This window comes from Kibdelosporangium philippinense, from assembly GCF_021390435.2.
GTDB lineage: Bacteria > Actinomycetota > Actinomycetes > Mycobacteriales > Pseudonocardiaceae > Kibdelosporangium > Kibdelosporangium philippinense.
Map to the genome: position 1 here is coordinate 2,481,050 of NZ_JAJVCN010000001.1, position 26,679 is coordinate 2,507,728.

Annotated in this window: 25 protein-coding genes; 14 read left to right on the forward strand and 11 right to left on the reverse strand. The window is 66.1% G+C overall.

Going from position 1 to position 26,679, the window contains the following annotated elements; all coding sequences use genetic code 11:
* Positions 1–25 precede the first annotated feature (25 nt).
* From LWC34_RS11415 to LWC34_RS11425, 3 genes are read right to left on the reverse strand one after another with little or no spacing between them, the layout of a single operon-like run.
* Positions 26–634, reverse strand: coding sequence for a helix-turn-helix domain-containing protein (locus tag LWC34_RS11415; protein WP_233725015.1), 609 nt, complete (start codon positions 632–634; stop codon positions 26–28).
* A gap of 58 nt (positions 635–692) precedes the next feature.
* Positions 693–1,622, reverse strand: coding sequence for a 5'-3' exonuclease (locus LWC34_RS11420; protein ID WP_233725017.1), 930 nt, complete (start codon positions 1,620–1,622; stop codon positions 693–695).
* 9 nt (positions 1,623–1,631) lie between these two features.
* Positions 1,632–2,615 (reverse strand): LacI family DNA-binding transcriptional regulator, encoded by a 984-nt coding sequence (locus LWC34_RS11425; RefSeq protein WP_233725019.1) that lies wholly within the window; start codon positions 2,613–2,615, stop codon positions 1,632–1,634.
* A gap of 270 nt (positions 2,616–2,885) precedes the next feature.
* On the opposite strand from LWC34_RS11425, the gene LWC34_RS11430 reads away from it, so the two are divergent.
* Positions 2,886–3,506 carry a dihydrodipicolinate synthase family protein gene (locus LWC34_RS11430; RefSeq protein ID WP_233725021.1) on the forward strand — a complete coding sequence of 207 codons (621 nt, stop codon included), beginning with the start codon at positions 2,886–2,888 and terminating at the stop codon, positions 3,504–3,506.
* On the forward strand, positions 3,494–3,685 hold the full coding sequence (locus LWC34_RS11435) for a hypothetical protein (protein ID WP_233725023.1): 192 nt from the start codon (positions 3,494–3,496) through the stop codon (positions 3,683–3,685). Before LWC34_RS11430 ends, LWC34_RS11435 begins: the two co-directional genes overlap by 13 nt.
* Before the next feature lie 184 nt (positions 3,686–3,869).
* Here LWC34_RS11435 and araD read toward each other — a convergent pair whose 3' ends face one another.
* A complete protein-coding gene (gene araD, locus LWC34_RS11440; protein WP_233725025.1) occupies positions 3,870–5,582 on the reverse strand; it encodes an L-arabinonate dehydratase in 1,713 nt (570 codons plus the stop codon).
* A 124-nt stretch (positions 5,583–5,706) separates the two neighbouring features.
* On the opposite strand from araD, the gene LWC34_RS11445 reads away from it, so the two are divergent.
* From LWC34_RS11445 to LWC34_RS11460, 4 genes are all read left to right on the forward strand, one after another.
* Positions 5,707–6,945, forward strand: a complete 1,239-nt coding sequence (locus LWC34_RS11445) for an MFS transporter (protein WP_233725027.1) — start codon at positions 5,707–5,709, stop codon at positions 6,943–6,945.
* Positions 6,946–7,120: 175 nt separating this feature from the next.
* Positions 7,121–8,257, forward strand: coding sequence for a M24 family metallopeptidase (locus LWC34_RS11450; protein WP_233725029.1), 1,137 nt, complete (start codon positions 7,121–7,123; stop codon positions 8,255–8,257).
* Entirely contained in the window at positions 8,254–8,712 is a 459-nt protein-coding gene (locus LWC34_RS11455; RefSeq protein ID WP_233725031.1) for an Lrp/AsnC family transcriptional regulator, read from the forward strand. The genes LWC34_RS11450 and LWC34_RS11455 overlap by 4 nt, the downstream gene beginning before the upstream one ends.
* Before the next feature lie 74 nt (positions 8,713–8,786).
* A complete protein-coding gene (locus LWC34_RS11460) occupies positions 8,787–10,109 on the forward strand; it encodes a nucleobase:cation symporter-2 family protein (RefSeq protein ID WP_233725032.1) in 1,323 nt (440 codons plus the stop codon).
* A gap of 32 nt (positions 10,110–10,141) precedes the next feature.
* Here LWC34_RS11460 and LWC34_RS11465 read toward each other — a convergent pair whose 3' ends face one another.
* Entirely contained in the window at positions 10,142–11,209 is a 1,068-nt protein-coding gene (locus LWC34_RS11465; RefSeq protein WP_233725033.1) for a GDSL-type esterase/lipase family protein, read from the reverse strand.
* Positions 11,210–11,265: 56 nt separating this feature from the next.
* Between LWC34_RS11465 and LWC34_RS11470 the strand changes: the two genes are divergently transcribed.
* Positions 11,266–11,781, forward strand: coding sequence for a GNAT family N-acetyltransferase (locus LWC34_RS11470; RefSeq protein ID WP_233725034.1), 516 nt, complete (start codon positions 11,266–11,268; stop codon positions 11,779–11,781).
* Here the strand turns inward: LWC34_RS11470 and LWC34_RS11475 are convergent.
* On the reverse strand, positions 11,753–12,895 hold the full coding sequence (locus LWC34_RS11475; RefSeq protein ID WP_233725035.1) for a glycosyltransferase family A protein: 1,143 nt from the start codon (positions 12,893–12,895) through the stop codon (positions 11,753–11,755). The genes LWC34_RS11470 and LWC34_RS11475 overlap by 29 nt on opposite strands.
* Positions 12,892–14,001 (reverse strand): helix-turn-helix domain-containing protein, encoded by a 1,110-nt coding sequence (locus LWC34_RS11480; protein WP_233725036.1) that lies wholly within the window; start codon positions 13,999–14,001, stop codon positions 12,892–12,894. Before LWC34_RS11480 ends, LWC34_RS11475 begins: the two co-directional genes overlap by 4 nt.
* Before the next feature lie 269 nt (positions 14,002–14,270).
* Here LWC34_RS11480 and LWC34_RS11485 point away from each other — a divergent pair, with 269 nt between their 5' ends.
* The gene (locus tag LWC34_RS11485) at positions 14,271–14,897 is read left to right on the forward strand and encodes a hypothetical protein (RefSeq protein ID WP_233725037.1); all 627 of its coding nucleotides are present in this window, start codon (positions 14,271–14,273) and stop codon (positions 14,895–14,897) included.
* On the opposite strand, the gene LWC34_RS11490 is transcribed toward LWC34_RS11485, so the two are convergent.
* From LWC34_RS11490 to LWC34_RS11500, 3 genes are all read right to left on the reverse strand, one after another.
* Positions 14,876–15,643 carry a thioesterase II family protein gene (locus LWC34_RS11490; RefSeq protein WP_233725038.1) on the reverse strand — a complete coding sequence of 256 codons (768 nt, stop codon included), beginning with the start codon at positions 15,641–15,643 and terminating at the stop codon, positions 14,876–14,878. The two genes, LWC34_RS11485 and LWC34_RS11490, sit on opposite strands and share 22 nt — an antisense overlap.
* Entirely contained in the window at positions 15,640–16,359 is a 720-nt protein-coding gene (locus tag LWC34_RS11495; protein ID WP_233725039.1) for a TetR/AcrR family transcriptional regulator, read from the reverse strand. Before LWC34_RS11495 ends, LWC34_RS11490 begins: the two co-directional genes overlap by 4 nt.
* 64 nt (positions 16,360–16,423) lie before the next feature.
* Positions 16,424–17,740 (reverse strand): peptide ABC transporter substrate-binding protein, encoded by a 1,317-nt coding sequence (locus tag LWC34_RS11500; protein WP_233725040.1) that lies wholly within the window; start codon positions 17,738–17,740, stop codon positions 16,424–16,426.
* 116 nt (positions 17,741–17,856) lie between these two features.
* On the opposite strand from LWC34_RS11500, the gene LWC34_RS11505 reads away from it, so the two are divergent.
* From LWC34_RS11505 to LWC34_RS11515, 3 genes are all read left to right on the forward strand, one after another.
* Complete coding sequence (locus LWC34_RS11505; protein WP_233725041.1) at positions 17,857–19,191, forward strand: LVIVD repeat-containing protein; 1,335 nt, start codon at positions 17,857–17,859, stop codon at positions 19,189–19,191.
* A 712-nt stretch (positions 19,192–19,903) separates the two neighbouring features.
* Positions 19,904–21,757: a SpoIIE family protein phosphatase gene (locus LWC34_RS11510; protein ID WP_233725042.1), complete on the forward strand. Its 1,854-nt coding sequence runs from the start codon at positions 19,904–19,906 to the stop codon at positions 21,755–21,757.
* Between the two features lie 67 nt (positions 21,758–21,824).
* Positions 21,825–22,124 (forward strand): iron-sulfur cluster biosynthesis protein, encoded by a 300-nt coding sequence (locus tag LWC34_RS11515; RefSeq protein ID WP_233725044.1) that lies wholly within the window; start codon positions 21,825–21,827, stop codon positions 22,122–22,124.
* 157 nt (positions 22,125–22,281) lie between these two features.
* Here the strand turns inward: LWC34_RS11515 and LWC34_RS11520 are convergent, their stop codons facing one another.
* Positions 22,282–23,283: an acyltransferase family protein gene (locus LWC34_RS11520; RefSeq protein ID WP_233725045.1), complete on the reverse strand. Its 1,002-nt coding sequence runs from the start codon at positions 23,281–23,283 to the stop codon at positions 22,282–22,284.
* A gap of 49 nt (positions 23,284–23,332) precedes the next feature.
* Here LWC34_RS11520 and LWC34_RS11525 point away from each other — a divergent pair, with 49 nt between their 5' ends.
* From LWC34_RS11525 to LWC34_RS11535, 3 genes are all read left to right on the forward strand, one after another.
* The gene (locus LWC34_RS11525) at positions 23,333–23,779 is read left to right on the forward strand and encodes a DUF1707 SHOCT-like domain-containing protein (RefSeq protein WP_233725046.1); all 447 of its coding nucleotides are present in this window, start codon (positions 23,333–23,335) and stop codon (positions 23,777–23,779) included.
* Between the two features lie 24 nt (positions 23,780–23,803).
* A complete protein-coding gene (locus LWC34_RS11530; RefSeq protein WP_233725047.1) occupies positions 23,804–25,120 on the forward strand; it encodes a toll/interleukin-1 receptor domain-containing protein in 1,317 nt (438 codons plus the stop codon).
* A gap of 267 nt (positions 25,121–25,387) precedes the next feature.
* Positions 25,388–26,572, forward strand: coding sequence for an ISAs1 family transposase (locus tag LWC34_RS11535; RefSeq protein ID WP_233722717.1), 1,185 nt, complete (start codon positions 25,388–25,390; stop codon positions 26,570–26,572).
* Positions 26,573–26,679: the final 107 nt, after the last annotated feature.

The following is a 26,679-nucleotide window of genomic DNA, read 5'->3' on the forward strand; positions in this document are numbered from 1 at the left end:
CGACTGTCGGCGACCTGAAGTTCGGTCAGTGGACTATTCCCGCGACCGTCGCCGCGACAGCTCGGGTCGCCTGGGTCTGGAAGGGAGCGGGCCGGGCGCCATGTGCATGGCTGGTGATCACGGCCATTCCATTGCCGGGCAACAGGATCGGCACTGACACGCATGTGATGCCCGAGGAGAGTGTTCCCGCGTCCACAGTGAGCAGTCCGGTGCGGTGGGCGCGGTCCTGTGCCGTGTCTGGCCACACGGGACTGCCCGGCTTCACGCTGAATCCCAGGGGTTCTCGGGCGTCCATGAAGTCCAGGACAACCGGCGGCCCACCGATTTGGACACTCAATGCCACGCCGACGCCGGTCCGCGAGGCGAGTTCGGCCAACGGCCGCCACGCGACTGTCCTGAGCCGACGTTCCACCTGCCAACCGCCGCCGAAGTCGAGCAGGCTGGCACCAATCCGGTAGCGCGTGCCGTCTCGCCGGACCGCACCGACCGCGACGAGCTGCTGCAGCAGCCGGTGCACCGTCGGCCGGGGGATCCCAGTCGCTTCGGCGAGGTCCATCAGTCGTGCCGGTTCCAACGCCTTGATCTCATCGAGCAGCTCGAACGCTGCCTCGATGACGCCACGACCATCGCTCATACTCAAGGATCACCCGGCGGTCGGGCGATTGCCCGCTTTGCCGCCGAAGAGTGCCCGACTACTTCCCGAGGGCCGCGACCAGCCGGTCGACCGACGCGCCCAGGTTCCAGCGCTTCTTCAGCGACATGACCCGGTCGAGGTCGACGGGTGTGGCAGGCAGCTTGTCGTCCCGGTCAAGCACGACCGGAGCGTCCACAGCGACCGCGACCACTGTCGGCGCGGCAGCGAGGTACTCGGCTGACGCCATCAGATTCGCCTGCGCGCGCTTGGGGATGCGCTTGTCCGCGGCCTGCGCGCCAGCGATCAGCTCTTGCAGTGAACCGAATTCACGGATCAGCTTGGCCGCGGTCTTCTCGCCGATTCCCGGCACACCGGGCAAACCGTCCGACGGGTCGCCACGCAACACGGCCATGTCCGCGTATCGCGGGCCAGTGTCCTCTGTGGGCAGATCGTATTTCTCGGCCAGTTCGGCCGGGCCGATCACGACGGCCTTGTTCCAGCCGCTGCCGACATACCAGACCGTGGCCGGCGTGGGGGAGTACCGCACGACCTGGAACATGTCGCGGTCGCCGGTGATCACCTCGACCGGGTCGACGGCCTCGCGGTGGGTCAGCGCCCCGATCACGTCGTCGGCCTCGTAGCCTGCCGCCTCCGCCGTGCACAGGCCGACCGCGTCGAGCAGGTCGAGGATGATCGGGACCTGCGGGGACAGCAGGTCGGGCACTTCCTCTTCGAGCCCGTCGCCTTCCTCGGCCACGCGGTGCGCCTTGTACGTCGGCAACGCCTCGACCCGGAACGCCGGTCGCCAGTCCGCGTCAAGGCACGCCACGAGGCGCGACGGCTGACGGTCGGTGATGATGCGCGCGATCGTGTCGGCGAAGCCGCGCACGGCGTTCACCGCTGTGCCGTCGGGCGCCCGCATCGAGTCGGGCAGGGCGTAGAACGCGCGGAAGTACAAGCTGGCGGAGTCGAGCAACGCGAGGGTCACGCGTGCACCTTATGCCGGGGGCGGCGAAGTTGTGGCGCGGACGATGAGTTGCGTGTCGAGATCGACCTGGCGCACCTCCGCGGCCTCGGAAGTCAACCCTTCGAGCAGCAGGTCGACCGCGACCGTTCCGGCAGGCACCAGCGGCATGGCCACAGTGGTCAGCGGCGGCGAGCACAGCTCGGCGAACATCAGGTCGTCAAAGCCTGTCAGGCTGATGTCGTCCGGCACGCTGACACCGCGGTCACGCAGCCGCGCGAGCACACCGAGAGCCATGATGTCGTTGTACGCCATGATCGCGGTCGGTTTCGCCGCCAAGGCCAAGTCGCACGCCTGCAGGCCGCCTTCGTAGCGCGGCGGGAACGGCCCGAGCTCGATCAGCTCCACGCCGTGCTGCTGGATCGCCAGCCGCAGCCCACGCCTGCGCTCCTTGTTGGACCACGACGTCCGCGGCCCGTTGAGGTACACGAGCTTGCGGTGCCCCAGCGCGACAAGGTGGTCGACGATCTGGCGCATGCCCGAGGCACTGTTCATCAACGCGGCGGGCACGCCACGTAGCCGCCGGTTCAGCATTACCAGTGACGTGATGCCCGCGGCCTCGTGCAGCGGAGTGTCGTCGATGCCGGGGGAGCACACGATCACGCCGTCGACCTGTTTGGCCATCGCGCGGACCAGTTGCTCCTCGGTCGTCCGGTCCTCGTCGCTGTCCGCGACGAACACGGCGTAGTCGGACTGCCGGGCGCGCGCCTGCACGCCCTTGAGCACACCGGTGAAGAACGGGTTGTTCAGGTCTGGCACAACGATGCCAAGGTTGCCGGTCCGACCCGTGATCAGGCCACGGGCCGCGCGGTTAGGCTGGTAACCGAGCTGGGACGCGGCGTTCAGGACACGGTCGCGCGTCGCCGGACGGACCAGATCGGGCGAGGACAACGCACGCGAGACTGTGGCAACGGAAACCTGTGCTTCCCGTGCGACGTCGCGGATGGTAACCGCCACCGGGCACACCTCCACTCGTCGCTTTCGCTGAATCCTACCGGCCGATGTAACGCGGGACCGGTACCGGGGCATCGGCGCGGCGGTTCCGACGTGCGGCGCGTTGACCTCCTGGCCTCGCTGATGGAAACATGACGAAAACGTTTACATCCTTTTGTCCTTGAAGGGAAGAGGCATGGACGCGCTTCGCTCGGTAGTGTTGATCAACGCGACACCGTTCGACGCCGCCGGAGCGGTGGACACGCACGACTCGCCCGCGTCCTCGACCATGCCGTGACAGCGGGAATCGCGGCGGTCACCCCGAACGGAAACACCAGTGAGTTCTATTCACTGAACCCTGACGAGCTGAACACCGCGCTCGCCGTCACGGTCGAAACGGTCCAAGGCCGCGCCCTCGTGATCGCCGGAGTCGGCCACGAACTCGACCGTGCGATCCGGATGGCGAAAGCGGCAGAGGCCGCGGGTGCCGAGGCGATCATGGTGCACCAACCGGTCCACCCGTACATGACCGAAGACGGTTGGGTCGAGTACCACCGCGCGATTGCCGATGCCGTGCCGTCGTTGGGCGTGGTGTGCTACCTGCGTAGCCCGCACATCGGTGCTTCGGCCGTGCACAAACTGGCGGTGGAGTGCCCGAACCTCACTGGCGTGAAGTATGCGGTCCCAGACGCGATCGCCTTCGCCGACATCGTTGCTCAGACAGCGTTTGGTGGTGCGAAGCGGTTGGTTTGGGTCTGTGGCTTGGCGGAGTCGTGGGCGCCGTTCTTCTGGGTCGCGGGCGCGGAGGGTTTCACGACCGGGCTCGGCAACGTCGCCCCGGAGTTGTCGCTGCAGTTGTTCGACCACCTCGACGCCGCCAACCGGGGCCCGGCGATGCAGTTGTGGCGCAGCTGAAGCCGTTCGAAGACCTGCGGGCCCGGCACGGCAACGCGTACAACGTGTCCGCGGTCAAGGAAGCGTTGGCACAGCTGGACATGTGCCGCCGGGACGTCCGGCCACCGATCAGCGAACTGCCCGAGGCCGAACGCGCCGAGGTCGGCAAGATCCTGCGCGACTGGGGAATCGGCAGCTAGAAGCTCGTGAGTGGTTAGCCGTGTTCTAACACCGATAACCACTCACGAGGAGGTGATCAGCGAAGCTCTACCACCAAGTCGATCGAGGTGGTGAGCGGCCCGCCGTGCCCCCCGGTGCGGCGGACCGCTCGTCCCGACATGAACACTATCGGCGGGGTGGCCGCGGCGCCCAGCGTAGATCTACTCAAGTCGCGTCGGGTTCGGGCGTCTCGCCTGGTGCGGCCAGGAAATCGAAGTCGCAGCCCTCGTCGGCCTGGGTGATGTGCTTGGCGTGCAAGGCGGCGTACCCGCGCGGAAAACGATCCGGCGGCGGTGTCCACGACGCGCGCCGACGGGCCAGTTCCTCGTCGGAGACCTCAAGCCGGAGCTCCCGGCCGGGCACGTCCAAGGTGATCATGTCGCCGTTACGGACCAGCGCGAGCGGACCGCCGACGTGTGACTCGGGAGCCACGTGCAGGACGCACGTGCCGAAGCTCGTCCCGCTCATCCGGGCATCAGAGATCCGGACCATATCCCGAACCCCTTGCCGCAGCAGGCTTTGCGGTATCGGCAGCATGCCGTGCTCCGGCATTCCCGGCCCGCCGAGCGGCCCGGCGCCGCGCAGCACGAGCACCGAGGCCGCTGTCACGGCAACGGTGTCGATGGTCCGCTGCATCTCGGCGTACGAGTCGAACACGACTGCGGGACCGGTGTGCTGGAGCAAGGATGGGTCCGCGGCGATGGGCTTGATCACCGCGCCGGAGGGCGCGAGGTTGCCGTGCAGGACCGCGAGACCGCCTTCCGACGCCAGCGGGTTGTCCACCGGGCGAATCACTTCGGCGTCGAACACCGACACCCCGGCAAGGGAATCCGCCAGTGTTCCGCCTGAGGCCACCGGACGCGACACATGCAGCCACGGCTTCAACTGCGCCAACAGGGCACGCAGGCCGCCCGCGTAGTAGAAGTCCTCCATCAGGAACCGGCCGCCCGGTTGGATGTCCGCGAGCACCGGCACCGGCCGGTCGAAGTCCGAAAGTGACAGTTGGACGCCCGCGCGCCGGGCCATCGCGACCAGGTGGATGACGGCGTTTGTCGATCCGCCAAGCCCGAGCACGGTCACCACCGCGTCCGAAAAGGCCTCGGCTGTCAGGATTTTCGCCGGTGTCAGGTCTTCCCACACCATGTCCACGATCCGGGCGCCACTGGCGGCGGCCATTCGGGAGTGTGCCGAGTCGACGGCCGGAATGGACGCCGCTCCTGGCAGTGTCATACCAAGGGTCTCGGCCACGGATGTCATCGTGGACGCTGTTCCCATTGTCATGCAGTGGCCGGGGGAGCGGGCCAGGCCTTCCTCCAATTCGGCCAGCTGCGAGTCGTCCATCGTGCCCACGCGCTTGTCGTCCCACGCCCGCCACATGTCGCTGCCGCTGCCCAGAGTCTTTCCCCGCCAATGCCCGCGCAACATCGGGCCGGCCGGGACGAAGATCGACGGGATCCCGGCCGAGGTCGCGCCCATCAGCAACGCCGGTGTGGTTTTGTCGCACCCTCCCATCAGTACGGCGCCGTCGACCGGGTACGAGCGAAGGAGTTCTTCCGCTTCCATCGCCAGGAGGTTGCGGTAGAGCATCGCGGTCGGCTTCTGGAACGTCTCGCCACAGAGCGCACTCGCGGGTAGCTCGATCGGGTAACCACCGGCCTGCCAGACTCCACGTTTGACCGCTTCGGCTCGCTCGCGCAGATGTAGGTGGCACGGGTTGATCTCGCTCCAGGTGTTCAGAATCCCGATGACGGGCTTGCCCATGTGCTCGTCCGCGCCGATCCCGAGTTGCCGGGTTCTGGTGCGGTGGCTGAACGAACGCAGCCCTTCGCCGCCATACCAACGCGTGCTGCGCAGCTGTTCGGGCGACTTGCGTGGCATCCGCACCTCCAGGTCGAACTGTAAACCTTTTCAGATTTCCTGAAACACATAGTTGCATGACGAACGACCATTGCCGAAGCGATGCGGCCGTGGTGTTGTTGTGCGTTGGTCGTGAAGGAGGGAAATGAGACGGCGCCTGCCGCTAGTTGCCTTGCTTGGCGCGTTCGGAATCTCGCACGCCGGATCGGTCATGACGTTGCTCGCGATTCCGTGGTTCGTGTTGCAGACCACGGGAAGCGGCATCCAGACCGGCGTGGTGACGGCGGCGGAGACGGTCGGCCTTCTCGCGTCGTCCATATTGTCCGGTCCAGTCATCGACCGGATCGGCGCACGCGGCATCAGCGTGCTCGCGGACCTCGCCGCCGTCGTTGCGGTAGGTGCAATCCCGTTTGCTGACGCCACTATCGGGTTATCACTACCACTACTGACTGTCCTAGCCGGACTGGCCGGGTTGACGAGGGCGCCAGGCGACACCGCCAAACGAGTGCTCTTGCCGGGCGCGATCTCGTTGGCGCGCACCACACTTGAAAGAGGTTCAGGTTCTGCTGACGCGATGATCCGGATCGGCCGGACCCTCGGCGCGCCACTGGCCGGCACGTTGATCATGATGATCGGCGCGCCCGGCGTGCTGCTGCTCGACGCGGCCACGTTCCTGCTCGCCGCGCTGCTGACCGGCCTGTGTGTCCGAGTCCGTGAGGAAGCCATGCTGACCGAACCCGGCGGGTACTTCGGCTGGCTGGCCACAGGTCTACGGTACGTCCGCCGCGACCGGCTGATCTTGGCGATGATCAGCACGGTCGCGATGATGAACGCGCTCGACGCGGGCCTGAACGCGGTCCTGCAGCCAGCCTTCGCGCACGCGGTGAACAGCAGCGTGCTGCTCGGCGAGCTGATGGGCGTGTTCGGTCTGGGGGCCGCGACGGGCAGCGTCATCTACGGATGGTGGGGCGCGCGCTGGGGCAGGTGGAACACGTTCGCGCTCTGCGCGCTGTTCGCCGGGGCGCCGAGGTTCCTGATGCTGTGGATGGAACCGTCCGTGCCACTGCTGCTGTTCGGGTTCTTCGCGTGCGGGCTCGCCGCGGGCAGCCTGAACCCCGTCCTGGTCACGGTTGAACTCGACCGAATCCCGCCACACCTTCGGGCCCGCGTGCTCGGCGCGGGCGAGGCGGGTGTGCTCGCGATGATGCCGACCGGTGCCTTGGTCGCGGGCGTCCTGCTGGACGGGATCGGTCTCGAAGCGACGTTGCTGACGTTCGCGGCCGTGTACGGGGTGACGACGTTGTGCCCGGTGGCGTTCCGCGTGTGGCGACAGATGGACGATCACCGGCTCCCAGCCCCCACACCACAACCCGTGGCGGTCTAGTGCCCTACCCGGGAAGGTTCACCGAGCCCCTCGACGGCCCAGCTTCCCGCTGACCGCACCGGTGAAAGGCCCAAGTACACCCGGTACGTGGACCTTCCCCCGGCACGCCCAGCGAAAACCTGGAACCGCCGATGAGCCCAGCAACCTCCCCGGGCAGGGCACTAGGCTTTGGGCCATGTCGTCGACCGCCGCACCTGTGCCCGCACCTGAGATACTCCGCAACCGACTAGAGCGCGCCGCCGCGGCGGCGGAAAAGGCGGGTTTTGACGCCCTGTTCGTGACGCCAGGCTCCGACCTGCGCTACCTGATCGGCGCGGTCGGCGGGTCGTTCGAGCGGCTGACCTGCCTGGTGCTGCCGGTGTCAGGCAAACCGACGCTGATCGTGCCGAAGCTCGAACTGCCAGGTTACGAGGCCGTCCTTGTCGACGAGCTCGGCGTGCAAGCCGCGACCTGGGTGGACGGCGAGAACCCGGCCGCGATCGCCGCTGGCCTGCTCAAATCGCCCAAGCGCGTCGCGGTCAGCGACTTCACCCCCGCGCTGCACGTGCTCGGCCTGCGTGACGCGCTGGCTGGCGTCGAGCAACAGCTGGCTGGGCCGGTCATCCGTGAGCTGCGGATGCGCAAGGACGCCAGCGAGATCGACTCCCTGCGCCAGGCGGGCGCCGCGATCGACCGCGTGCACGCCAGGATGGGCGAGTTCCTGCGCGCGGGCCGTACCGAGAACGAGGTGGCTGCCGACATCGCCGCCGCGATCCTCGAAGAGGGCCACGCGGTCGCCGAGTTCGTGATCGTCGGCTCCGGCCCGAACGGCGCCAGCCCGCACCACGGCGCCTCCGACCGCGTGATCGAGCAGGGTGACGTGGTCGTGATCGACATCGGCGGCCCGATCGCCGAGGGCTACAACTCCGACTCGACCCGCACGTACGCCATCGGCACCCCGCGTGACGAGGACGTCGCCAAGACCTACGCCGTCCTGCAGCAGGCCCAGCAGGCCGCTGTGGACGCTGTCCGGCCCGGCGTGACCGCGCAGGACATCGACCGCGCGGCCCGCAAGGTGATCGAGGACGCGGGCTTCGGCGAGTACTTCATCCACCGCACGGGCCACGGCATCGGCCTGGACGTGCACGAGGAGCCGTACATCGTCGAAGGCAACGAGCTGGTGCTCGAGCCGGGTATCGCCTTCAGCGTCGAGCCGGGCATCTACCAGTCCGGCCGCTGGGGTGCGCGGATCGAGGACATCGTGGTGTGCACCGAGGACGGCGTCGAGTCGCTGAACAACCGTCCGCACGAATTGGTGGTGCTCGGCGAGTGACGACCCCCAACCAGCTGGAGCCGCTCGACCAGGCGATCGTGCGTGAGCTGTCCGCCGACGGCCGCTGCAGCTTCACCGACCTCGCCGAACGCGTGGGCCTGAGCGTCTCGGCCGTGCACCAGCGCGTGCGACGGCTCGAGCAGCGTGGCGTGATCCGTGGGTACACCGCGCGGCTGGACACCGACTCGATCGGCCTGCCGCTGACGGCGTTGATCTCACTGACGCCGATCGACCCGGCAGCGCCGGACGACTATCCACAACGGCTCGCGCACATCTCGGCGATCGAATCGTGTTATTCGGTCGCGGGGGACGAATCGTACGTGCTACTCGTCCGGGTCGCCTCGCCAGCCGGACTCGAGGACCTGCTGCGCCAGGTGCGTGAGGCCGCGAAAGTGTCCACACGCACCACAGTGGTCCTCTCGACACCGTACGAGGGCCGACCACCGGCCCTTTAGGGCGAGACGAAGCAACAGGGCGTTAACCACACTGGCAATTCCCCAACAGGGGTCTGTGCTGGGAGGATGCGCCGGTGTCGGTTACCAAACGTTCTACGCACCCTGTGGACCAGGTGCTGCCCGCCGGACAGATGGGCGCACTGGGTCTGCAGCACGTGCTGGCGATGTACGCGGGCGCGGTGGCCGTCCCGCTGATCGTCGGCAGCGCGCTCGGCATGTCTAAAGCGGACATCGGCTACCTGATCAACGCGGATCTGCTCATCTCGGGCGTGTCCACGCTGATCCAGTGCCTCGGGTTCTGGCGCTTCGGCGTCCGGTTGCCGTTGATGCAGGGCTGCACCTTCGCGGCGGTCACGCCGATGGTGTTCATCGGCAAGACCGACGGGATCACGGCGATCTACGGCGCGGTGATCGTGTCCGGGCTGCTGATGATCCTGCTGTCGCCGTTGTGGGGCAAGCTGTTGCGGTTCTTCCCGCCGCTGGTGACCGGGACCGTGATCACGGTGATCGGACTCGCGTTGATCCCGGTGTCGGTGAACTGGGCGGCCGGGGGAGTGGGATCGCCTTCGTTCGGTGCTCCGCAGAACCTCGCGCTCGCGCTTGGCGTGTTGCTTCTTGTGCTTGTGGTGCAACGGTTCGCGCCGCCCGCGCTGAGCCGGATCTCGGTGCTCGTCGGCATCGTGCTCGGCACGCTCATCGCGATCCCGTTCGACTTCACCGACTTCTCAGGGGTTTCCGACGCGCCGATCTTCGGCATCAGCACGCCGTTCCACTTCGGACTGCCGACGTTCAACGTCGCCGCGATCGTCGCGATGATCGTGGTCATGCTGGTCACGATGACCGAGACGACCGGTGACATCCTTGCCGTCGGCGAGATGACCGGACGTCCGGTCGACGGCAGGCGACTGGCCGACGGCCTGCGGGCCGACGGACTGTCCACTGTGCTCGGTGGCGTGTTCAACACGTTCCCGTACACGGCTTTCGGCCAGAACGCCGGTCTGGTCGGGCTGACCAGGGTGTACAGCAGGTTCGTCGTCGCGGTGGGTGGCGGGATCCTGGTGATCCTCGGTCTTTTCCCGATCCTTGGCGAGATCGTCGCCCGGGTTCCGGCGCCGGTGCTCGGTGGTGCGGGCATCGTGATGTTCGGGACGGTCGCCGCCATCGGCATCAAGATGCTGGCCAAGGTCGCGTTCGACAACAACGGCAACCTGATGGTCGTCGCGGTGTCGCTCGGCGTCGGGCTCGTCCCGACCGCCGTGCCGACCATCTACGAGGACTTCCCCAACTGGTTCCGCACGATCATGGAGTCGGGCATCAGCGCTGGCGCGCTGTCCGCGGTCGTACTGAACCTGCTGTTCAACCATTTCAAGGGAAAGCGAGTCGAGGGTAGGTCGTGAGTGGTTATACGTGTTCTAACCCTGCTAACCACTCACGAGGGGATTGTGGGGGCGGCGTGCAGGTTGCCGTCCGGGCCTGCGAGGCAGCTTGCCGACCGGGCACTGGTGATCAGGAACTCGCCGAGGCACCGGCCGATCTGCTCGTAGCCGGTGGCATTGGGGTGGAACGACTCCTGCAACGCGTGCGTGGCGCGGTCCTGCTCACGCAGGTCCGTCCACTGCACGGCCAAGCGGCGGAACCATTCCTGGTTCTGGTCGGTCGACGAACACGCCTCACGGCCTCTACCGGCGCGCGAAAGATCCAGGAACCGCGCGCCACCATCCTGCGCGGCCTTGCGTAGACCGGTGGTCAGCACCGGAACCGCGGTGTCACGAACCCACTCCAGATCCTCTGTCCTAAATGGACACCCGGACAGGTCCTGCAGGCTGTGCAGGACATCGGGGGCGATCGGCGAGGCGTACGACTGCAGCACCAACTGGTAGTCGCCGTCCTGATAACCCGCGCCCGCCATCACTTTCTTGATGTCGGTGAGGACCTTGGTCACCTTCGGGACCATCGCGTCGATCCGGCGCTGCCAGTCCTGGCCGAGCGAAACCCCGCATGCCGGTTTGCCCGTGTCGAACCACGCCTCGACACACCCGTTGAGCGAGTTGGCGAACGACGGATCATCGTTCGCGCCGACCGCGACCGACACCGCGACCACCCGCTGCTGACGTGCGATCACCGCGAGCCTGGCGGCCTGCGACGGCTCGGTGTACTGCTTCGCGTCGCCGAGGCCCACCTGTGCGCTCGACGCGCCCGAGCACGCCAGGCTGATCGTCGCCGCGATGTCCGGCATGCCGGTTTTGTGGATCGACGCGTTGCGTGACCTGTGACACCAGTCACCATTCTCGCCGTTCGTGCCCGGCTCGTAGTCACCGGCGCCTTCACCTGAGATCGTGCTGTCGCCCAACGCGACCAACACCCGCGGCACGTTCTCCGGCGGCCGTAACCCCGGTTCAGGAGGTTGCTGCTGGTCCCCGCCCACGACGAAAACCGTGATCAGACCGACCGCGAGCAGACCCGCGAGAGCCATGAGGTGCCAGCGCCACTTTCGCATTACTGGTAATCCTAGAGCGATATCCACATGTGGTCGCCCACGCGGGAGGGGAGCCTATGAGGAGCGACGTCGAGATCAGGTCGGCGACCGACACCGACTTAGCCGTGCTGATCAGCACGTTCGGCGACGAGGACTTCTTCGTCGACCGGCTGGCTCGTCAGCACGGCGGCCGAGGCATCCTGTTGACGGCATGGCTGCACGACAAACCCGTCGGCGACGTGTACCTCTGGCTGGAACAAGCCGACGAGCCGGAAGTACGCGAGCACCTGCCCGGCGTGCCGTTGCTCAACCACGTCGAGGTCCATCCGGAACACCGCAACAGAACCGTCGGCACTCAGCTGGTCAGCACGGCGGAAAAGCTTCTGGCGCAACAAGGGTACGAGCAGGTCGCGCTGGCCGTCCGGATCGACAATCTCGACGCGCACCGGCTGTACCTGCGGCTCGGCTACGAGACGTGGCCGCATCCGCCGGTCGTGTGCATGTACGAGGTCAGGCTGGCGGACGGCTCCCGCAAACGCTGCCCGGAAACCTGCTACATGATGGTCAAGCCGCTCCGCGATAACAGTGCATGAGACCGATGTCGGCGAGTAGCTTCTCCAGACCGCCCCGGTGGTACCGGTGCTGCACCTGTGCCACGTGCTTCTGCCAGATCCGGCGATCGGCACGCCAGGCTTCCAGGTACCGCACGCAGAACTCCGGTTCGATCAACGCGTTGCGCCCTCGTGCCGCCTTCAGCGCGGTGATCATCCGGCTGCGCTCCGCCTCGAACATGTCCGCGTCCATCGCCATTTCGAGGACTTCGTCGATGAACGCCCGGCGTTTGCGCAGGAAGTGCCGCCAGTACGCCTCGGTGGCGCCGGTCAGGTCCTTGCCGTTGGTCAACAGGCTGAACAGCCCTTCGGCCAGCGTGTCTCCGAATTCCTCCGACCGGGCCCGTTCGCCGTCCCGGTAGGGGTCGTACGGCTGCTGCTTGACCTGGCCGGTCATCGCCGACGGCCGCAACCCGTTGTCACCGAGGAGGAAGAACCAGTCCTCGTTGTACACGTTGGGAAAGAACGAGTCGTACGACCGCTGGCCGATCGCCAGCGCGCCGCCGCCGATGAACGTGTCCTGCGCCCCGCCAGAATCCCGGAAGGCGTGGCACACAACCGAATTGTCCCAGAACCCGCCGATCGACAGTCCGACACCGTGGTAGTCGTCGAGCAGACCGGCGGCCTCGTTGAGGTCCTCGACCCTCGGCACACTGATGTCGTCGTCGAGAAACAGGATCCGGTCGTATTTGGCTACCAGGGCGAGTAACAACCCGAGGTTGCGTTTCGTGCTGGTGTCGGTGTGCCGGTCGAACCTGGTGCCGCGCAGGATCGCCGAACTGTGGAAGGCCGGCAGCAGCCGCTTGGCCAGCCCGAGCCTTGGCAGGTCGACCGCGAGGATCTCGGTGCCGATGTCCCGTGCCAGCCGGAAAGCAGCCTCGGCCGACGCGCGTTTGCTGCACAACACGACAAGGATGCAGCCTTGTGCCCGCGCCAGTTCCATCGCGGTGCGCAGATAGCCGACCGTCCGTGCGGTCGGCACGATGATCGCGTTGATCTCGGCTGGCCTGGCGATCACGCCGTCGGTGACGAGTTTGCGGTGCGAGGAGACGTGGTTGGTGGTCTCGGCGACCGGCCCTGGCGGGGTGGCGTTCATGCCATGCTCTCCACCCACTCGTGCACCCGCGTTTCCGGCTGAGTCCAGTCAGGAGTCACCACGTTTCCGCTCACCACGGACACCGTGGTGAGGATGCTGAACGCCTCGGCGTCCTTGAAGTGCTGCGCCAGGAACGCGCTGTTGCGGTCCCGGAATCTCGCGTCGGTCAACGCCCGCACCACGCCGTACGTGCCCCGGCCGAACATGCCGTTGCAGATGGTGACCGTTCGCATGGCGTTGAACGGATTGGGCCCCCGGTAGAAGTGTCCGATGTCCTGCACGAGATGACCACCCTCGTCCAACCGCGGTGCGAAGAGTGTGCGCTCGCCGTTCTCGTGCACCTCGAAGCCACCGATGGCGTTCTCCTCGGCCCTTGCCACCTGCAGCACAGGCACTTCGAGCCGGTAGAGCAGATCGCGGGTGACCGAGTTCCAGTCGACCCCGCCGAGCAGCACCAGATGCGAGGTGTAGTCGTCCTCGGAGAGTTCCGGCGCTGTCTTGAAATGCACTTGTGTGGCCGGGTTGACCGCACGGATGTGACCGTACAACTCGATCAATGCGTCGAGATCGGCATATGTATAGAGCGCCACGTAATCCGGGCTGTTCGGATTGGTGTAGTCGAACCCGCTGACCATGTCCGACGGCAGTTGCGCGCAGACGATCGTCACGATGTTCTCTTCGCCGAAATGCCAGAAGCCGGACACTGGCGACACCGGGCCGGTCATCGCGGCAGCCGGACCCGTCGCTTGTTCGCGCAGCAGCAGCAGTTCGTTGCGCAACGCGTCCCGGTTGGCCCGTTCCTCGTCGGTGAGCTGGCTCGGCGCCAGCAGACGGAACGGATTGGACTCAACCGACCGCATCGTCGCGAAGAAGGTCGCGTACGCCTCAAGCCGCTTGGCCGGGGGGACCACCGGCTTGGTCTGGCTCTCCCACGACGAGATCAGCGAGATGCTCAGCGGCCTGCGTCCACCGAACGCCTCGGCCAGCTGATGCTGGGTGATACCGAGTCCCGGCCAGTGTTCCTCACGCAGCGACCGCAGACGGCGGGCGAGCGCGCGGTGAGGGTCGTCGGCGTACACGGGAGTTGGCCTTTCAGTGAACTTCACTTAAGCACTGATCGGGGGATTGTACAACCAGGACGCTCACACCTGTGAACCCCTATGTGTCACAAGAAGAACCCAGGTAGTGGCGGATATTGTGCATCACCAGTACAAGCCTTACGCTGAAGCTTAGCAAAGTCGAGCCAACTTTACTGAAGTTTCTGAAATTCAGTAGGGCACAAGTTGGTCTCGACGGCACACCTTCGCAGGCAGGGACGGAGGACACCAGGAGACACGCCGACCGGCGTTGTTCAACGAACCGGAAGGGGGTCGTCATGACGAACTCATTATCGCCACCAACCCCGGTGCTACCCCGTCATCGGGCCATCGTCGCCGTGGACATCGAGAACTCGACCACGAGGACGAACAAGGCGCGCGCGTCCCTGCGCAACGCCATGTACGAGCTGCTCGATGAAGCACTGCTGATCAGCGGCATCAAGGAGCAGTACCGCGATGTGATCGACCGGGGAGACGGTGCGTTCATCCTGATCCACCCGGTCGACGACGCACCGAAGACGGTTTTGCTGACCACGGTCATCCCGACACTGGCTGAGCTGCTCGCGCAGTACGAACCCGAGCGGCCCGACCACCGGATGCGGCTGCGTGCCGCGGTGCACGCCGGGGAAGTGCACTACGACAACCGCGGCTGGTACGGCGAGGACCTCGACGTCACCGCCCGGCTGCTGGACGCGCCGGAGCTCAAACTCAGACTCAAGCAGACCAGGGCACGGCTGATCCTGGTCGTATCGCAGGACATCTACCGCTCGGTCGTCCGGCACGGTTACGACGGCATCGACGACACTTCGTACCAGCAGCTCGTGCAGGTCAAGATCGGCAGGCGCCGGCAGCGCGGGTGGGTGCAGATTCCCGGCGTGACCGGCTACACGGGCCTGACGGCCTGACTGGCCTGGATGTGCTCGCCCAGTATGTGTTGTCTCAGTGCGGCGATCACGTCCTTGGCGTGGGTGTCGATGTAGAAGTGGTCGCCATCGAACACCCGGAACTCGAACCCGCCGGTGGTGTGCTCAGCCCACGCGCGGGACTCGTCGAGGCTCACTTTCGGGTCGGCGTCGCCGACGAACGCGAAGACGGGGGTCGACAGCTTCGGGCCTGGGGTCCAGCGATACGTCTCGGCGGCGAGGTAGTCGCCACGGATGGCAGGCAGCGCCATGGCGAGGATGTCCGGATCGTCCAGCAGGTGCGAACCTGCCCCGCCGAGCAGTTTCAGCTCGGCGACCAGGCCCGCGTCGTCCAGCAGGTGGGTGCGGTCGTCCCGGTTGCGGCTGGGTGCGCGCCTGCCGGAAGCGAACAGCGCGGTCGGCCGCACACCTGTGTCTTCGAGCCTGCGTGTCAGCTCGTACCCAACCGACGCGCCCATGCTGTGGCCGAAAATGGTGATCGGCTTGTCGGTGAACGGCCGCAGCGCCTCGAACACGCCGTCGGCGATCAGCTGGCACGACTCAAGGCACGGTTCGTGCCGCCGGTCCTGCCTGCCGGGGTACTGGATGGCAAGCACGTCCACCTTGGCTGCCAGCGCCTTGGCCACCTGCAGGAAGTAGCTGGCCGATCCGCCCGCGTGCGCCAGGCAGACCAGCCGGGTTGCCGCGTCCGGCGCCGGAACGAAACGTCGGATCCACGGATCGGTCATCGCTGGTCATCCCATTCTCTCAAGCGCCAAAGCCGCTGCTCCATCCCGTCGAGGCAGCGTTGCACGGCGTACTGGAAGAGGTCGGTGTAGAAGCAGGCGACGCGCTCGGGGTCACCGGCGATGGCGGTGACGAAGTCGCCGACCGCGGCGAGGCCTGGCAGGTCGGCCCGGTCGCGAAACGCCTGGTACTGCTCGGCGTGCGTGCTGCGCATGGCGGCGATCCGGCGCTGATCGTCCTCCAACGCGATGTACTGGCACGCCGTGGTCATAACCACGTTGTACGCCAAGACGCTGTCGTCGCCGAATCCGGCTTCCAGCAACAACCTGACGCCCGCGTCGATGATCGGCCCGCCGCACGACGCGGGCGGACCGTGCATGGCCAGGCGGTACGCCACACCGGGATAGCGGCGCAGCACTTCGCGGTGATCGTCAAGCAGCAGCCCGAACCACTCGCGCCACGGCAACGTCTCCGGCGGGACGGTCAGCTCGCGGACCACGTGATCGAGCACGAGGCTGACGACCGCTTCCCGGTCGCCGACGTGGTGGTAGATCACCGCCGGCGAGGCCGCGATCTTGGCCGCGAGCTGCCGTAACGTCCAGTTGTCCAGTCCAGTGTCCGCGGTCAGCGCGACGGCCTGCGTCACGATCTGCTCGACCGTGACCGCGGGCAGCCCGGCGCCATGGCGCGAGCGTGCTCGCTGCTGCGGAATCCCCATAGTCGCGACAGTAGCGTTTCCGGCTGCTCGGGCTCGTCGAAATGGGCAGACTTAGGGGGTTCTCTCACAGTGTGATCACGGTCAGGTCGATGTCGTGTGCCGTGTTCGCGGTCACGTCACGAACCCGTTCGGCCCACACGGCATGGCCGTGCTTTGTCCACAGTGGAGCGACCGGGAGTTCGCGGAGGATCTCGTTTTCCGCAAGGCGGTAGTTCTCGGCCTGGACAGCGGGATCGGCGGCGGCCGCGGCCGCGTCGACGAACTGCTGGACCGACGGGATGTTCAGGTCCTTGAACACCGCGTGCGGACTGTCCAGCTCGAAATCCAGTTGCCGCACGGAGACCGCGGGTCCGGAGCCGGTTGGCAGCGCGAGGTTGGCGCTGACCTGGTCGATGACCGCCTTCAGTTGTGCGGGTTCGCCTTCAGTGAAGTTCACGCCGCTGAGGCCCGACTGGGTACGCAGGGTTTTCGCGGTGGCAGCGTCGAAATTGCACGCACGGCACACGCCGGACGTTTCACCTGGCGCGATCGCGGGCGCGTACAACCTTGCCGCTGGGTCGAACTGGTCGTCGAGCGGGCCTTCGGTGACCGCCTTGCGGTTGATGGACAACGCGATCGCGTACCGCGCGGCGGGATCGGCGACCTCCGGGCCGAACACGACATAGCTGGCACTCGGCTTGGGCCAGATGACGTGGCGGGCGGCGAAATCCTGGTGCATGGCGTGGTGCCGGTTGCCGGGGAAGTCGACGGCGACGTCCAGTTTGCCCGCTTTGACCTCGTCGAACGCTTGTGTGAGGTCGCCGTAGACCTTGAGGTCGACCGTCCGCGCCTTGGCGCCGATCGGGTTGATCCGGACTAGACGGCCGCCTTTGCCGTTGTCCCAGGGGCCATCGAGCCGGAACGGGCCGTTGCCGTCGAGTTCCTTGCCTTCGCGCACCGGCAATGCCCGTGTGGACGCGAGGAATGCGGGCACGTAGCTGGCGGGGGACTTTGTGGTCAGCCGGATGGTCAGCTCGTCGGCCGGTTCGATTTTCTCGACCGGGATCGGCAGCTGTTTCCACGCGTCCACATAGGATTTGGCGGTCACCGGGGCGCCATCGTGGTACTTGCCGGGCCGCAGCTTGACGGTCCAGGTGATCTGGTCGGGGGAGCTGCTCACCGACTCCGCGGCCCTCAAGGTGACTTTGCCGGTAGCGGGGTCGTAGTCGACAAGCGGCGTGTACAGCGCGTTGCTGATCATGCGGTCCGCCGCGGGTCCGTTCGCAGGCTGGCCGATACCGACCGTGAGCAAACCAGGCTCGGGCTGCGGAGCGGGGGCCGGAGTGCTGCTACAGCCCGTGATCGTCAGGACGACCGCGAGCAGGATCATGGTGACGCGCATGCGCAAGTCCTAGCAGATAAGGCCCTGCAGCAACGACTAACGGCCGTTGTGTCTGCTTTGGTAAGTCCCCTAGCGTGACCGGGGTGCGAAGTCGGTTTTTCGGTTCTGCAGTCGCAATGTCCGTGGTAGCGCTGACGTTCGTCAGTACAGTGCCCGCTCAAGCTTGCGGTGACGAGGTTTTCGGCAACCCGTCCAGCGCCGCACACGCCGGCCATAGTGGCCCCAAAGCCGAGGGGGTGACCGCGACCAGCGCGGTCAAGAACGTTGAACAAGTGGCCAACCTGCCAGACGCGGCCGGAGCCACCTCGGTCCGGTTCCTGAAGTACGGCCACAAGGACGTGCTGTTCGTCTCCGGCACGTTCGGCCTGAAGTCCTACGACGTGGACAATCCACGCAAGCCGAAACTGCTCGGCGAAGTGAAACTGCCAGGCTTCTGGCAAGGTGAAGACACCGAGGTCGACGAGAAACGCAAGCTCGTCTTCCTCGCCCGCGACCCACGCGCCTACGGCGGCACCACCCAGACCGGTGAGTCCGGCATCTACACGGTCGACGCCAAGCGCCCGGACAAACTGGAGATCATCAGCTACGTGAAGGTCCCAGCGGGCCACACGACCAGCTGCGTGAACGACTGCCGATACGTCTGGACCGGCGGCCCGGCGAAAGCCAACGACCAACCCGCCGACTGGGGCGGCCGCCCAATCTGGGTGACGGACATGAAGGACCCGCGTAACCCAAAGGTCTTCCCGCAGCCGATCGACCTGTACCGCAACGATGGCAAGACCGACTATGCGCACGACGTCCAGGTGGACGCCATGGGCATCGCGTGGTCGTCGGGGCGTGGCGGCGTTCGTGGCTACTGGACCGATGGCTGGCACCGTGACCCGACAATGGGCAAGGTCCGCAAGGCCACAGCGCTGAACCCGGTGCCTTACGCCGGTGGCGGCATCTCGGAGCTGGCGGCGCCGTCGAAGTTCATGCACAACAGCTACCGGCCGGTTGGCTGGCGTGCCAAGGATGGCGGCGACCACTCGCGGTGGAGCGACTTGATCTACGCGACCGAGGAGTCCTTCCTCGACGGATGCGCTGGCGACGGCATCCTGGTGATCGCGTCGCTGAAGGGCTCTTACGGCGGCGAAGGCTGGCGGTCGACGCCGGACAAGCCGTTCCGCCTCAAGACCATCGGCAGCTGGAGCGTCGCCGGGCAGGAAGGCAGCGATCCGGCCAGCGGTGACTGCTCGGCGCACTATTTCGATGTTGAGGGCAAGATCCTCGTGCAATCGTTCTACGCCCAGGGCACGCGGTTCCTTGACATCAGCGACCCGACCAACCCCCGGCAGATCGCGTACCACCGTCCGGGCGATGGCCGCTCTTGGTACCCCGCGTGGCACAAGGGCTTGGTCTATGTGGCCGACAACACCCGTGGCATCGACATCCTGAAGCTCACGCGCTGAATCCAACGCCCAAGTGCGCGCCCCATGAAACATTGGCAGCTGCCGATGTTTCATGGGGCGCGTCGGCTACCAGCCAAGCGCGTCGGTCAGTGGCCGGTTCTAGTGTCCATTGTGGACATCAAAACCGCCTCGATAGTCACGTGCCCCACACGCCCCACCTGTTACCTCGGTTTATGCCGTGAAGACATCCCTCGCGGCGTCTAACTCCGCAAAACAGCCCCTCACAGCGGGCGGGCTGGCAACGCCCGACCCCGCCTCTCGTACCCGGCGAGCAGGCAACGGCCGAAAGATGTCGTACCCCTGCGGTAGCGTAAAAATCAGGGGTCCCCCTGGGGAATTGCTGTTGCGGTCGGGGCTGCCGTCGCACGGTGTTGGGTGTGGCCCAAAGTAGGGCGCTCGTACCCGACCCCCGTTGGGCGTGCGCCTGCGCAGCTAGATGTCGTACCCCTGCGGTAGCGTGAAATCAAGGGCGCCCCTGGTGACGGTTTTTGTCGCCTCGAGTCGGCTCAGGGGTGGCTCGAGGCGACTCGGGCATTGGGTTGGGGCGACTCGGGCGATGAGGGCGTTGGCTCGGGGTTGCCAGGGTTGGCTCTGGTCGGCTCGGATGCGCGGGCCAACAGGTTGGGGATCCGCAGGTTTAAGCCTTCGCGATCCCGGGTAGCCCCTTCCGGGGCGTGGGCATCTCGCCCAGGCAAGAGGGAGTGAGCCGCTCGTGGGACGTGCGATCGGGGGCGATCCGGCTGACGTGGCCCGAGCCTTCGAGCATCTGCCAGCCGTGGTCTGGATGCTTGAAGGTCCAGAGCACATCGTGGTCGCCGCCAACCGGGCCGCGAGGGCGAGTGTCGGAGATCTCGACCTGATCGGGATGCCGATCAGGCTGGCTGGCAAGTCGTTGCCGGGAACCCGGCTGCTGGACATGCTCGACGAGGTCTACCGCGAGGGCCGGACCCTCTCGGTCCAAGAACCGGACGCGCTGGTGACCGTGCGACCGGTGATCGACGCCTACGACGTGGTGACCGGCCTCGTGGCACAGGCCGTGGTGACTGCCGATCAACCACCGCCGTTCAGGCGTGACGAACACGAGGTCGCCCTCGACCTCCAGCTCGCGGTGCTGCCCCATGGTCTGCCGGTTCTGCCGGAGATCAGCATGGCGGCCGCCTACCTCCCGGCTGGCGCGAACGATGCGGCGGGTGGGGACTGGTTCGAGGTGGTGCCGATGCCGGGCCGCAGACTCGGGCTCATTGTCGGTGACGTTGTCGGGCACGGGCCGCGGGCGTCGGCGATCATGGGCCAACTGCGAGCGATCGTTGCGGAGCGGATGCTCCTCGGCAGCGATCTCCGAAACGTCGTCAACGCGCTGGACACGTTCGCCCGAAGCGCGCCGGAGGCGCGTGGCACTACTGTCTGCGTGGCGATCCTGAACAGGCAAACCGGGTCGTTGGAGTACTGCACGCGTGGTCACCCGCCGCCTCTTGTAGTCAGCGCGAACGGCGACACGAGGGTCCTGCCGCAGCCGAGCGGGCCGCCGTTGGCCTTCGGTGACGGCGACTTCATGTTCGCCGAGGATGTGTTGTGGCCGGGCGAGACGATCCTGCTTTACTCGGACGGCGCGGTGGAACGGCCGGGGCGCACGATGGTCGACGGGATCGGCGAGCTGGCCGCGTGTTCTGCCCAGGTTGTGCGGTTCAACGGGACCGGTCAGCGCTTGCTGTCCGACCGGATCTGCCAGGGCGGCATGCAGTTGATCGAACGCAGCCACGCGCCGCACGACGACGCGAGCCTGCTGGCGGTGACGGTGCTGCTGCCGTTCGTCGAGCCGCTGATGATGTCTGTGCCCGCCATCCCGGAGAAACTGACCGAGGTTCGGCGTGAGCTCGGCAAATGGCTCGCCGATCTGCGGCTGATGGAAGATGACCTCGTCGCGGTGGAACTGAGCGTGATCGAGGCCGTCACCAACAGCATCGAACACGCGTACGCCGAACCGGGTGGAACCGTGCAGATCGAAGCGGCGCTCGACGAGATCGGTCGCCTGCATATCCAGGTCGCGGATACCGGTGCGTGGAAGAAACCCGACGACGAACCGGGTTTCCGCGGTCGTGGCATGCTGATGATGCGCGAATCCATGGATGAGATGCGTTTGTCCACCACATCAAAGGGAACAGTGGTGGAGATGTCCAAAACCGTGCGACGGCCGGTACGAACCGGCGCGACCCGTGTGGCGCCCGCGCGCGATGGAGAAGCTGAAGAACTGCACATCGAGTCGATGAGCGCACCGGACTCCTTGTGGCTCACGGTTTCCGGGGCACTCGACGGTAGTTCGGCCGCGCGGCTGCGAAGCGCGTTGCTGGAAGCCGCGCGTGGCGGAAGTCGTTTGCCGATCACACTTGTGCTCGACGACGTGACCGCTCTCGGCAGCGCTGGTCTAAGAGTCCTGACTGAACAAGGCAGGCGGTTGGGTGACGCGGGCAGGTTGCTTCGCGTTGTCGCTTCGCCGAACAGCCCGGCCGGGAACGTGTTGTCGATCAGCGGCGTCGACATGTTGCTCGATGTGCGGTCACATGCTTGATCTGCGGGTTCGCGCGGTACCCCATAGGTTGGACATGCGAGAAAACCCAACCCAGAAGGAGCGGATAATGCTCGCAGTTACGGATGCCGCTGCCCAGGCCATTGGTGCCTTGACCAGTCAGAACGGTCAGCAGGAAGCCGAGGGCGGGCTCCGGTTCAGTTTGCAGTCCAATGATGACGCGGGCGCCCAGCTTGCGCTCGCGGTGACCAAACAGCCGGAGCAGGGCGACCAGGTCGTCACCACCGACAGCGGCGCGAACGTGTATCTCGAACGCGGGGCAGCCGAGTTCCTTGACGACAAGGTGCTCGACATCCAACGCAACAACGACGGCGAGGTCGCCTTCGCCCTTGCGCCTCAAGGAGTGTAGAGAGTGAAGGTCGGGCTGAAGGCGGGCGTGGCGGTCGCCTTCAGCCCGGCCACTTGGGTGCCCCTCATCGCACACGTTTGCACCGGCTCTAGATCAAGATATGACCCCGGTCCCGGCACGGCCATGACGAATATGACCTAGGTATGGCGAAGAACCCCTAGTGGTTGCTCGCAGCGGAACTCGTCTGTCCTAAACGGACCTTCCGGAACACCAGGACCCACGCCACCAGCGCGATGGCGAAGGCTGGCAGCCACATCGCCCTGGCCAACAGCCACGTGGGATGATCCGGCGAGGCGTGCAGACCAGGCACGATACCGAATGCGTTGAGTGGCAAAATGATCGTCAGCAAGGCACTTTGATGTAGCAAGAACAGTGCCAGTGCGTGCCGGTTGATCCAATTGGTTATGCGCCACCGTATTGGCCTGGCGAGCAGCAACGCCAGCCCGATCTGCGCTGCCGCCAAAGCCAACGCGGCGAGGGAGGGCGGTGCGAGGTTCGAACGCGGCTCGCCCGTGCCACCGACCGCGCTGACCGGGAACCCGGCAAACGTCACAAGTAAGAAGTACGCGACCGCTCCCGTTGTCAGCAAAGGCAAACCCCACTTCGGACGCAGGCCGACGCGTGCCATCACCATGCCCGCTTGCCAAGGCGCCCACCACACGGCCAAGACGTTGATCTCGCTGAGACTCAGCTCCCCAGTCACGGAAAGCGCGACCGGGAAGAAAATCGCCCACGCGCCAAGCTGTTCGTCCAACCATCGGAACACCGGCGTGAGCGCCTGTAGGACCACGTAAACACCCAGAAACCACAATGGACTGACAACCAGGTGGATGACGGAACTGGCAGTCGCGCGCGGCATCGTGCTGGCAGCGATGACCAACCCCCACACCAGCAAGACAATGGCGACCGGAATGGCGAGCCTGCGAACCTTGTGCCATAAGCCTGTTTTGGAACGGGCGGCGGCAAACCCACCGGCGAAGAAGAAAAGCCCTAGTGTCTGCAACAACCAGCTCACCGGAGCGAGATCCGGCATCCACCGCAACGGACTCTGCACGGTCAACCCGTCCGGCCCGGCGACCAGAGCGGTCACCAGCCAATGACCCGCGATCACCCCGACAACGGCGACAGCGCGAATCAGATCGACCGCCGGGTCTCTCATGCCCAGATTGTGACTCAGTAGCCCGGCGATCCGCTTTTAGAATGCGGCCATGGGCGAGGGCACCATCCGGATCAGCGATGCGGAACGTGAAGAAGCCGTCACAAAACTAGGCGAGCACATGACCACGGGCCGCTTGGACCTGTCCGAGTACGAAGAGCGCTGTGGCCAGGCGGCAGCGGCCCGGACGAGGGCGGACCTGGAAGCACTGTTCGAGGACCTGCCCGCACCCCACCCGGACCTGAGCTCGGCGACCCGCCCAGTGGACCTGGTCAAGAAGACCGGGCAGCTGGTCAGCAGGTCCAGCAAGGTTGAAACCCCGGCGACCGCCGCGCTCGACGCGATCGCCGAAGTGGCGTTCGTAGTGGGGATCCCGGCGGCAATCCTGCTGACGATCTTCCTGGGCATGTGGTGGCTGTTCATCCCGGTCGGCGCGGTCCTCGTGATAGCGGGCAGCGCCAGCGACGCGGCGAAGAAGCGCGCCGAATCCGCTGAGTGAGCGCGAGCTGTAGAGTTCGGTGACATGGGTGGCGTCTTCGTCAACTATCGCACCGGAGACGGGGACTGGGCAGCAGCGCTGATCGCGCGGGAGCTGGCGGCGAAGTTCGGGCAGGAGAACGTCTTCTACGCGAGCAAGTCGATCCAGGTCGGCGAGGACTTCACGTCGCGAATCCTGCAGGGCCTGCGACAGTGCAAAATCCTGCTCGTGGTGATCGGTCAGCAATGGCTGACCAAAACCGACCGCCAAGGCCTCCGCCGCCTTGACAACCCGGAAGACTGGGTACGCAGGGAGATAATCGAGGCCTTCACCTGCGGCCTGCGCGTGATCCCGGTGTTCCTCGACAGCACAGAGGTCATCAGCGAGCGCGACCTGCCCGGCGAGCTGGCGTCCCTGGCCCGCTGCCAGTACCTGCGGCTGCACCACCGCAATGACGATCGTGACGTCGCCCGGCTCCTCGACGAAGTCGGGACCATTCTCGACGGTGCCGTGCCTGTAGTTCCGTGGTTGAAACAGGCTTTGGTCGATCCTGGCCAGGCCGGTGCGATTCGTGAGGCGTTCGAGACCGCGGTGACCAAGGCCGTTGACGCGGTGGCTGGTTCCCGGTACCCGGTCGTCGACCTGCCGGACGAGGAAATCCCGGCAGCGCTTGAGGAACGCCTGGTGTCCTATGCGCATTCCATTGCGCCGCTGCTCAAATTGGTGGTCGCCGGTATCGTTTTCGGGGACTCCGAGCGGTGGCCGGTCGCGTTGACTCGCTTGCTCAACCGGCCGGTCAAGCGGTCGACGCGGTTTCATGAGCCGTGGGGTGCTGCGGCGGGATATCCGGCACTGCTGCTGCTGTACGGGATCGGCGTGGCCGCGATGTCCGCAGGCCGCGATGACATTGTTTATCGGGCGCTCATGGAGGTCGAGGTGAAGTCCACAGGAGACACCGCGCTTCGCGCCTTGGCGCTACGGCACGTCGTCGACCCGAGGATCGCGGCCGCTTTCCCCGATGCACAAGGGCTGCCGCATCGGTACGCCTTGAGCCACCACTTGCGGTTGGCACTGCGACCGGCTTTCGACGACCTGTTGGGCGATCGGGATTATGCGGCCGCGTTCGAGCAGTACGAGTACCTGCGGAGCCTGCTCGAACTGCACTACACGGCGTTCTCGTCGTTGGGGGAGTTCGCGTTCTACCTGGCGGAGAACCGGACTGCCGTCCACGAGCGTATGAAGGCACTGATTGTCGCTGATTCCGCGCTGTTGAACTCGGGCGCGTTCGGTGGTGCGATGGCCAACGTGACTGCGGCGCGACAGGAGCTTGAGTCGGCTGTCCACGGCAGATACAGCCGGTGAAGGACTACTCAGGCGTGCACTCGATGCCCGCGCACCCCAGTTGATCGCGGGAAGACGTGTTTCCGGCGGCGGTAACCTCCATCGCACTTATGCCGTAGCCGTAGTTATCCCGCGAATGGTTGTTCAAGACCCAGGGCTAAAGCAAAGTCGGTTGATCTTGGGAGTGGTGGGGCGGGGTGAGGTTTTCCCTGGTGGGTAAGGAGATGCGGCCCTTCGATGGGACGATGTGAGTTCTCACGCTCTTGATCGTCTGTCGAAAGGCCGCTGGTGTCAGTGTCGCATGCCGTCTGCGTACCCGTCGATGCGTCGGTCATGATGGGCTCGGCTGAGCTAGCCGACTTGGTCGCGTTGCTGGGCAAGGTCGCCGATCCCCGTAAACGCCGGGGGATTCGGCATCACATCGCCACGGTGCTGGCCGTGACGGTGCTGGCGGTATTGGCGGGGGCGAAGAACTACCGGGAGGCCGGTGACCGGGCCGAGGACTTGCCGCAGGAGTTGCTGGAGCTGGTCGGGGCGCGGCGGAGCGTCCTATCGGGACGGCGTGTGGCGCCGAGCGCGGACACGATCCGCCGGGTGGTCGAGTCGGTGGACGCCGAGGCCGCCGACAGGCTGGTGTGCCACTGGCTGGCTGATCGAGCGATGGCCCTGGCCGGCGACGACGGCTGTGCTGGCTTCGACGGGGTGGCCATCGACGGCAAGGCCGTGCGTAATTCCGGTGGTGTGCGCCTGTTCTCGGCGATGCGTCACGGCCAGGCGGTGGTCATCTCGCAGATCCGGGTCCCCGACGAGACGACCGAGACCACGCAGGTCAAGTCGTTGCTCACGGGTATGGATCTGGCGGGTGCGGTGGTCACGGCCGATGCCGCGCACACCCAGCGCGACACCGCGCGGCACCTGGTGTCCGACAAGCAGGCGGACTACGTGCTTGCTGTCAAAGGCAACCAGCCGACCCTGTTGGCCCAGGTCCAAGCCCTGCTGCCGCCTGCTGCCCCAGGGTCGGAGGACCATGTGGACGACGAGCGCAGCCACGGGCGGATCACCCGCCGGGCCATCTGGGCGACCGTCGCCGAGGGCGTCGATTTCCCTCATGCCGCCCAGGTCTTCCGCATCCGCCGGGACGTGTTCAACCTCGCCGGGCAACGCGTCCACAAAGAGATCGCATACGGCGTGACCAGCCTGAACACCGAGCGAGCGTCCGCTCGGGACATTGGTGGCCTGGTACGGGGTCAGTGGGGCATCGAGAACAAAATCCACTGGGTCCGCGACGTCGTGTTCGCTGAGGACCACCAGCACGCCTACACCGGCAACGGTGCTCACGCCATGGCCATGCTCCGCAATCTGGCCATCGGCCTGATCCGCCTGGCTGGACTCACCGAGATCAAACGCACCCTGGAATGGATCGCCGCCGACCGCATGAGAATCCTCCCGCTCCTGGCCGCATCTACCCCCTGAACAGCAACAACGACTTTGCTATTGCCCTGGTTCAAGACCCTGATCTCTGGGGTGAATCGCGCCTTGACGATGAGCCCGCCATGCGGCCACTTAGACGCGGGGTCCTT

Excerpts from the sequence above, each read along its gene's own strand:
- LWC34_RS11470 (WP_233725034.1), top strand. The coding sequence starts at position 11,266 with ATGAGGAGCGACGTCGAGATCAGGTCGGCGACCGACACCGACTTAGCC.
- LWC34_RS11485 (WP_233725037.1), top strand. The coding sequence starts at position 14,271 with ATGACGAACTCATTATCGCCACCAACCCCGGTGCTACCCCGTCATCGG.
- LWC34_RS11475 (WP_233725035.1), bottom strand. The coding sequence starts at position 12,895 with ATGAACGCCACCCCGCCAGGGCCGGTCGCCGAGACCACCAACCACGTC.
- LWC34_RS11490 (WP_233725038.1), bottom strand. The coding sequence starts at position 15,643 with ATGACCGATCCGTGGATCCGACGTTTCGTTCCGGCGCCGGACGCGGCA.
- LWC34_RS11515 (WP_233725044.1), top strand. The coding sequence starts at position 21,825 with ATGCTCGCAGTTACGGATGCCGCTGCCCAGGCCATTGGTGCCTTGACC.
- LWC34_RS11520 (WP_233725045.1), bottom strand. The coding sequence starts at position 23,283 with ATGAGAGACCCGGCGGTCGATCTGATTCGCGCTGTCGCCGTTGTCGGG.
- LWC34_RS11505 (WP_233725041.1), top strand. The coding sequence starts at position 17,857 with ATGTCCGTGGTAGCGCTGACGTTCGTCAGTACAGTGCCCGCTCAAGCT.
- LWC34_RS11530 (WP_233725047.1), top strand. The coding sequence starts at position 23,804 with ATGGGTGGCGTCTTCGTCAACTATCGCACCGGAGACGGGGACTGGGCA.
- LWC34_RS11525 (WP_233725046.1), top strand. The coding sequence starts at position 23,333 with ATGGGCGAGGGCACCATCCGGATCAGCGATGCGGAACGTGAAGAAGCC.
- LWC34_RS11465 (WP_233725033.1), bottom strand. The coding sequence starts at position 11,209 with ATGCGAAAGTGGCGCTGGCACCTCATGGCTCTCGCGGGTCTGCTCGCG.
- LWC34_RS11445 (WP_233725027.1), top strand. The coding sequence starts at position 5,707 with ATGAGACGGCGCCTGCCGCTAGTTGCCTTGCTTGGCGCGTTCGGAATC.
- araD (WP_233725025.1), bottom strand. The coding sequence starts at position 5,582 with ATGCCACGCAAGTCGCCCGAACAGCTGCGCAGCACGCGTTGGTATGGC.
- LWC34_RS11500 (WP_233725040.1), bottom strand. The coding sequence starts at position 17,740 with ATGCGCGTCACCATGATCCTGCTCGCGGTCGTCCTGACGATCACGGGC.
- LWC34_RS11415 (WP_233725015.1), bottom strand. The coding sequence starts at position 634 with ATGAGCGATGGTCGTGGCGTCATCGAGGCAGCGTTCGAGCTGCTCGAT.
- LWC34_RS11450 (WP_233725029.1), top strand. The coding sequence starts at position 7,121 with ATGTCGTCGACCGCCGCACCTGTGCCCGCACCTGAGATACTCCGCAAC.
- LWC34_RS11495 (WP_233725039.1), bottom strand. The coding sequence starts at position 16,359 with ATGGGGATTCCGCAGCAGCGAGCACGCTCGCGCCATGGCGCCGGGCTG.